The sequence below is a fragment of the Pararhodospirillum oryzae genome, from assembly GCF_007992075.1.
Classification (GTDB): domain Bacteria; phylum Pseudomonadota; class Alphaproteobacteria; order Rhodospirillales; family Rhodospirillaceae; genus Pararhodospirillum; species Pararhodospirillum oryzae.
In genome coordinates this window covers 1-6,611 of sequence record NZ_BJZO01000136.1, presented here as the reverse complement: position 1 = coordinate 6,611, position 6,611 = coordinate 1, and the positions used below count along the sequence as shown (strand labels likewise).

General features: G+C 67.4%; 9 protein-coding genes. 2 read left to right on the top strand and 7 right to left on the bottom strand.

Annotated elements, in window-relative coordinates:
• Window positions 1-215 precede the first annotated feature (215 nt).
• Together ROR02_RS16700 and ROR02_RS16695 are read right to left on the bottom strand one after the other, a co-directional pair.
• Window positions 216-374, bottom strand: a complete 159-nt coding sequence (locus ROR02_RS16700; protein WP_170245154.1) for a hypothetical protein — start codon at window positions 372-374, stop codon at window positions 216-218.
• Between the two features lie 88 nt (window positions 375-462).
• Window positions 463-627 (bottom strand): hypothetical protein, encoded by a 165-nt coding sequence (locus ROR02_RS16695; protein WP_170245153.1) that lies wholly within the window; start codon window positions 625-627, stop codon window positions 463-465.
• 443 nt (window positions 628-1,070) lie between these two features.
• Between ROR02_RS16695 and ROR02_RS15730 the strand changes: the two genes are divergently transcribed.
• Window positions 1,071-1,643, top strand: coding sequence for a thioredoxin family protein (locus tag ROR02_RS15730; protein ID WP_147165000.1), 573 nt, complete (start codon window positions 1,071-1,073; stop codon window positions 1,641-1,643).
• A gap of 2 nt (window positions 1,644-1,645) precedes the next feature.
• Window positions 1,646-2,242: a UbiX family flavin prenyltransferase gene (locus ROR02_RS15725; RefSeq protein WP_147164999.1), complete on the top strand. Its 597-nt coding sequence runs from the start codon at window positions 1,646-1,648 to the stop codon at window positions 2,240-2,242.
• Between the two features lie 66 nt (window positions 2,243-2,308).
• Here the strand turns inward: ROR02_RS15725 and ROR02_RS15720 are convergent, their stop codons facing one another.
• From ROR02_RS15720 to ROR02_RS15700, 5 genes are all read right to left on the bottom strand, one after another.
• Complete coding sequence (locus tag ROR02_RS15720; protein ID WP_147164998.1) at window positions 2,309-2,749, bottom strand: methyltransferase family protein; 441 nt, start codon at window positions 2,747-2,749, stop codon at window positions 2,309-2,311.
• 77 nt (window positions 2,750-2,826) lie between these two features.
• Window positions 2,827-3,726 (bottom strand): pantoate--beta-alanine ligase, encoded by a 900-nt coding sequence (gene panC, locus ROR02_RS15715; protein ID WP_147164997.1) that lies wholly within the window; start codon window positions 3,724-3,726, stop codon window positions 2,827-2,829.
• A 49-nt stretch (window positions 3,727-3,775) separates the two neighbouring features.
• Window positions 3,776-4,603, bottom strand: a complete 828-nt coding sequence (panB, locus tag ROR02_RS15710; protein WP_147164996.1) for a 3-methyl-2-oxobutanoate hydroxymethyltransferase — start codon at window positions 4,601-4,603, stop codon at window positions 3,776-3,778.
• Window positions 4,604-4,816: 213 nt separating this feature from the next.
• Entirely contained in the window at window positions 4,817-5,590 is a 774-nt protein-coding gene (locus tag ROR02_RS15705; protein ID WP_147164995.1) for a ferredoxin--NADP reductase, read from the bottom strand.
• Between the two features lie 139 nt (window positions 5,591-5,729).
• Window positions 5,730-6,497 (bottom strand): NAD kinase, encoded by a 768-nt coding sequence (locus tag ROR02_RS15700; protein WP_147164994.1) that lies wholly within the window; start codon window positions 6,495-6,497, stop codon window positions 5,730-5,732.
• Window positions 6,498-6,611: the final 114 nt, after the last annotated feature.

The window sequence follows — 6,611 nt, the reverse complement described above, 5'->3', positions numbered from 1 at the left end:
TCCAGTTTCAGTCTAGCACGTGGCGAGGACAGGCCCCATGCGGGCCCGTCCCCTCAAGCCTTGCACCATTGGGCCTTGGGAGCAATGTCCAGCCGCGCCCCGTCTCCCTCAGGGTAATCGGGTGAACCGATTACCTTGCCGTCTCCCTGGCGTGCCCTTGCCCGAAGGGAAAGAGGCCCGGGAGGGAGACGGGCCCGCATGGAGGGAAAATCTCCCTACGATCCGATGCGGGGGATTGGAGGGGCTCGACGACCGCTCAGCGCGCGCGCGAACGCCGCTTCCTCGGACGCCACATGCTCGCCCCAGTGCCGGCTGAACTCCCAGGAACGCACCAACCCCAGGGCCCGGGCGGTCAGGAAGAAACGACTCATCATTTGTTACGCTCCTTCGCTTGTGTTCGGTTCGTGTTCCCCCGGTTCCCCGCCCTCGCAAGGCAAGGCGAGACCGGAAGGCTCGACCGCTTCACAGCCACACCCAGGGGGTGGGGGCAAGCGGACTGGTTTTCCGAGCCAGGGCGCGTTGGAACGCCCCTTCCTCGGCCGGCGAATGCTCGGACCAGTGACGGTTGAATTCCACCGCCTTGGTCAGGCCCAAAGCCCGCGCCACCAGGAAAAACCGATTCATCATGACCGTCCCTTTCTCTAAGATGGTGCTATCGAACGCCTCGTCACTCCAGGGGTTGTGCTGGATCTCCGGCTCCCGGGAAAGTCCCCGGTCGCCATCGGTTTCGACCCGCGTTATCTTCACGCAGAGGATATAGCGCACGATGTGCGCGAACGCAAGGGCGCGTTCATAAAAATTCGTTGGCTTGGCAATAGGTTATACTTTGGTTGTCATAAAGCTGTCATATAGGTGACCAGATCCGGCAAGGATCCAAGCCGAATCAAACCTCTAGCCCTTTGGATAGATCCTCTCACCATCGCCCCCCGAAACACAAGGGCCACTCCTTGGGATGCACTCTATTCCTAAGGGCATACCCGGCACGCCGTGCCCCGCCACCCCTTGACCGGGTGCAAGGACACTGCCTTATCTGGAACGAAGATCCCGCCCGGCACAAAGGACCCCTCACGATGGCGCGCACCGAAACTCCGGCCGTGGACACCACCTTCCACTGCCCGCCCTTCACGCTTCCCGATCCCGAGGGCCGCCCGTGGTCCCGCGACCAGGTCATGGGGCCGCGCGGCCTGCTGGTCGCTTTTTTGTGTAATCACTGCCCGTATGTGAAAGCGGTGGTCGATCGCTTCGTCGTGGATGCCCGGCGCCTTTTGGACCTGGGCGTGGGTGTGGTTGCCATCATGCCCAACGATTTCCAGGCCTACCCGGACGACGCCCCGCCGCGCATGGCCGAGTTCGCCCGCGACCACGCCTTTGCGTTTCCCTACCTGGTCGATGAAAGCCAGGCGGTGGCCCGCGCCTTCCAGGCCGTCTGCACGCCTGATTTTTTCGGGTTCGAGCCGGGGCTGGCCTTGCGCTATCGCGGCCGGCTGGATGAAGGCCGCAAGGATCCGCCGCCCGTCGGCTGCCGGCGCGACCTGCTGGAGGCGATGAGCGCGGTTGCCGCCGATCCGGCCCATGTGCCGGATCCGCAATGGCCCTCGATGGGCTGTTCCTTGAAGTGGCGTTCCGACGACGAGGCCGTGTAATCATGCCTTCCGCGGTCTTGCCGCGCCAGCGGGTGATCGTGGCCCTGTCCGGGGCCTCGGGCGCCTTGTACGGGGTGCGCACCCTCCAGGCCCTGGCCCTTCTGCCCGAGATCGAACGTCATCTGATCGTTTCGCCCTCGGCCCTGCGCACCCTGGCCGCCGAAACCGAGGTAAGCCCCGCCGCCCTGCGCGCCCTGGCCGACGTGGTCCACGACCACCGCGACATCGGGGCCTCGATCGCCAGCGGCTCGGTACGCACCTTGGGCATGATCGTGGCGCCGTGCTCGATCAAGACCCTGTCGGGCATCGTCACCTGCTACGCCGACAACCTCACCGTGCGGGCTGCCGATGTGTGTTTGAAGGAACGCCGCCGTCTGATTTTGCTGGTGCGCGAAACGCCCTTGCACCTGGGCCACCTGGACCTGATGACCCGCGCGACCCAGGCCGGCGCCATCATCATGCCGCCGGTCCCGGCCCTCTACCACCGCCCCCAAAGCATCGAGGAGATGGTGGACCACACCGTGGGCCGCGCCCTGGACCTGCTGGGCCTGGAAACGCCCCTGCTGCGGCGCTGGAGCGGCCAGCGCCCCGAGGCCTGACACGCCCCTCCCCCCGGGGGGAGGGGGAACGCCCTGCCCTCCGCCAGGTCTTCTTTCAAGGCGTGGTTACAGCCAGCGCCGGGTGGACTGGCAATAAGCCTCGAACGCCTCGCCGAAGCGGGCGCGCAGCCGCGCTTCTTCCTTGTCGATGTGCAGGCGGGCGATGGCGAGCACGAACACGGGCACGACCAGCAACGGCACCAGCGTGCCCAGCCACAGCCCCCAGCCGGTCAGGATCCCGGCCAGTCCCAGGTACATGGGATTGCGGGTCAGGCGAAACGGCCCGTCGGTGACCAGCACGGTGGCCTCGTGCCCCGGGTGCACCGTGGTGCCCTGGCGCAGCACGTGCCGCGCGGCCATCACCGCGAACGTGCCCGCCCCCGCGATCAGGGCCAGGCCCGCCAGCCCCAGGGCATCGGGCACCACGCGCGGCCCCGGGAGCAGCCAGGCCAGGACGGCCATCAGCACCACGCCCGTCCCGAACAAAACCGGAGGCAGGGGTTTCATCGTCGAGGTTCTCCGTTTGCCAGAAAGCGAGACCCGCGCCGGGCCCCCGTCATGCCACCCGTCCGAAGACGGTGTTCCTACGCCTCCACCGCCATGTTATCGATCAGGCGGGTCCGGCCCAGGCGCACCGCCGCCAGCAGGCGGGCCGGACGACCGCGCACGAACGCGGCCTGCGGGGCCAGGGTGCTGGCGTCGCGCAGTTCCAGGTATTCCACGTCGTCGAAACCGGCGGCGCGCAAGGCCACTTCGCCCCGGGCCAGGATGACGGCGGCCGGCGTGCCGGCTTCCGTCTCGGGGCTGGTCAGGGCCCGGGTCACCTCGACCAGGATCCTGTGCAGATGGGGGGCGATCGCGCGTTCCCCGGGGCTCAAGTAGGCATTGCGCGACGACAGGGCCAGGCCGTCGTCCTCGCGCACCACCGGGGCGCCGATCACCTCCACCGGAAGATCAAGATCGGCGACCAGGCGGCGGATCACCTGCAACTGCTGATAATCCTTTTCCCCGAACACGGCCACGTCGGGCTGGGCGCGCATCAACAGCTTGCTCACCACCGTGGCCACGCCCTGGAAATGACCGGGGCGCCGGTCGCCACACAGACCGCGCGACACGCCTTCCACCGTGATGGTGGTGGCAAAACCGGGGGGATACATGTCCTCGACCGTCGGCGCGTACATCAGATGCGCCCCGGCTTCCGACAGGCGCACGGCGTCGGCGGCCTCGGTGCGGGGGTAGGCGGCGAAGTCCTCCGACGGGCCGAACTGGGTGGGATTGACAAACACCGACACCACCACGCGATCGGCCTGGGTCAACGCCAGGCGCACCAGCGAAACGTGCCCGTCGTGCAAGGCGCCCATGGTCGGGACCAGGGCCACGCGCAGGCCCTCGGCCCGCCACTGGGCCACGGTCCGACGCACGGCCGCGCCTTCGCGGGCCACGGGCAAGGCAAGGGAAAGGGGAAGCTCACTCACAGCGGTCATTACGACGTCGTCCAAGCAAGAAGCGTGGGGCAGGAAACAGCCTAAAGGCTCAGGCGGAGCGGGCCGGGAATGTGTGCTCGGGTCCCGGGAAACGCCGCGCGCGCACGTCGGCGGCATAGGCGGCGGCGGCTTCGCCCACCTGCGGCCCCAGCGTGGCATAGCGGCGCACGAAGCGCGGGGTGAAATCCATGAACATGCCGACCACGTCGTCGATCACCAGCACCTGGCCATCGCAAGCGACGGACGCGCCAATGCCGATGGTCGGCACGCTCACGGCCTGGGTCATGCGCTCGGCCACCGGGGCCACGGTGCCCTCGACCACCATGGAAAAGGCCCCGGCCTCGGCCACGGCGCGGGCGTCGTCGATCAGGCCCTGGGCCTCGGCCTCGTCGCGCCCTTGCGCGCGAAAGCCGCCCTGGGTGTTCACGCTTTGCGGCCGCAGGCCCACGTGGCCCATCACCGGAATGCCGCGACTGACCAGGAAGGCGATGGTTTCGGCCATCTCGCGCCCGCCTTCCAGCTTGACGGCACCCGCCCCGGTTTCGGCCATCACCCGGGCAGCGTTGCGAAAGGCCTGGGCGGGGCTTTCCTGGGTGGAGCCAAAGGGCATGTCAACCACCACCAGGGCCTGGGTGGAGCCGCGCACCACGGCCTGGCCATGGGCAATCATCATGTCCAAGGTCACGCCCAAGGTGGTGGGCAGGCCATAAAGGACCATGCCCAGGGAATCCCCAACCAGCAGGATATCGACATGGGGATCAAGCTGACGCGCGATTGGCGTGGTGTAGGCGGTCAGGCAGACCACCGGGTCCTTGCCCTTGCGGGCCACGATATCGCGAACGGTCAGGCGCCGGCCGATGGGGGGAGAAGCGCTCATGGCGTGTGCCTTTTGTCCTTAACCAAAGCGGGGGAAACGCGCGGAAAGCGACAGGGCCCCCATCCCCGGGGCCACGACAACCCGAAAGCGGTGGGCCCGCCCCTTTCCCCGCGTTGTCCTTGTAGCGCGCGCCTCCCGCCAGGGAAAGGGGGAAAGCCACCCTGCTTGACCGGTTCGCCCGACGAACGCCCGGGCCCGGGCTTCTGGCCCTCGTCAGCGCGCGACGAAGGCCTTTTCCACCACGTAGTGAGCGGGCGCGCCGCCGCTGCCCTCGACAAAACCCCGGGCTTCCAGAAGGGCGGTGGTGTCGGCCAGCATGGCCGGACTGCCGCACAGCATCACCCGGTCGGACTCGGGCGAGAGAGGCTCCAGCCCCAGGTCCGAGGTCAGGCGGTTGGTGTCGATCAAGGTGGTGATCCGCCCTTGATGGAAAAAAGGCTCGCGGGTGACGGTGGGGTAATAGGCCAGTTTTTCGTTCAGGATTTCGCCCAGGTATTCGTGACGGGGCAAGGCGACGGTGACCTCCTCGCGGTAAGCCAGCTCGGACACGAAGCGCACGCCGTGAACCAGCACCACGCGCTCGAACCGCTCGTACAGCTCGGGATCCTTGATCAGCGACAAGAAGGGCGCCAGCCCGGTGCCGGTGCCAATCAGCCACAGCACCCGCCCCGGCAGCAGGTTGCCCGCCACCAGCGAGCCGGTGGGCTTGCGGCTGACCAGGAGCGTGTCGCCCACCGCCAGGGATTGCAGGCGCGAGGTCAGGGGGCCATCCGGCACCTTGATGCTGAGAAACTCCAGGAATTCATCGTGGTTGGCGCTGACCATGGAATAGGCGCGCAGCAACGGCCGCCCCTCGACCATCAAGCCAATCATGGTGAACTGGCCATTATCGAACCGGAACCCGGGGTCGCGGGTGGTGCGGAAGCTGAACAGACGGTCGGTCCAGTGATGGACGGCGGTCACGGTCTCGTGGTTGAGGGTGCTCATGCGGGCGGCGCGCTCCTTGAAAGCCCCGGGTCTCGCGGGGATTCTCCCCATGACCCACAAACGCCGTGGGATATAGGCAGCCCGCACGCCCAATGCAAAGTCTTTCGCCCCAGGAAAAACGCGACAAAAGACCAGGGGATCAGGGCATGAACTGCTCGCGCAAAATACGCTCTTCCAGATTGTGTTCCGGGTCGAACAGCAAGGTCAACGCCAGGTCACGACGCTCGGCGATGTTCACGCGCACCACGTCGCGCACCTCGGTGAAGTCGGCCGCCGCCGACACCGGGCGCTTGAGCTGCTCCAGGATCTCGATATCAACCCGGGCGGTGTTGGGCAACACGGCGCCCCGCCAGCGCCGGGGCCGGAACACGCTGATCGGGGTGAGCGCCAGCACGTTGGCGCCCAGGGGCAGAATAGGCCCATGGGCGGAGGCGTTGTAGGCGGTGCTGCCGGCGGCGGTGGACAGCAAGACCCCGTCGCACACCATTTCCTCCAGCCGCACCGTGCCATCCACCCGAATGCGCAGCTTGGCCGCCTGGCGCGACTGGCGCAGCAAGGCCACTTCGTTGATGGCCAGGGCCTCGATGGTTTCCTGTTGGGCGGTGGTCGCGCGCATGCCCAGCGGGGTGAGCGTCACCCGCGCGGCGGCGCGCAGCCGCTCGGTCAGGCGATCCTCGCGGAAGGCATTCATCAAGAAGCCCACCGTGCCCCGGTTCATGCCAAAGATGGCCTGCTTGTGGTTCAGCGTGGCGTGCAGGGTTTCCAGCATGAACCCGTCTCCGCCCAGGGCCACGATGATATCGGCCCGTTCAGGCGCCACGTGGCCGTAGCGGTGCTTGAGGCGCCGTAGAGACTCCTGCGCCTCGGGGGTCCGGGCGGCGACGAAGGCAATGTTTTCAATGTCCATGAAAAAGTCCGAGGGCGATCGGGCACTCGCGCGCCCCTGGGGGCCGGTGGGTTCACTATAGGCCGCCCGCCCTCGGGACAAAAGAGAAACCCCGGCGACACCCAGTGCATGTGT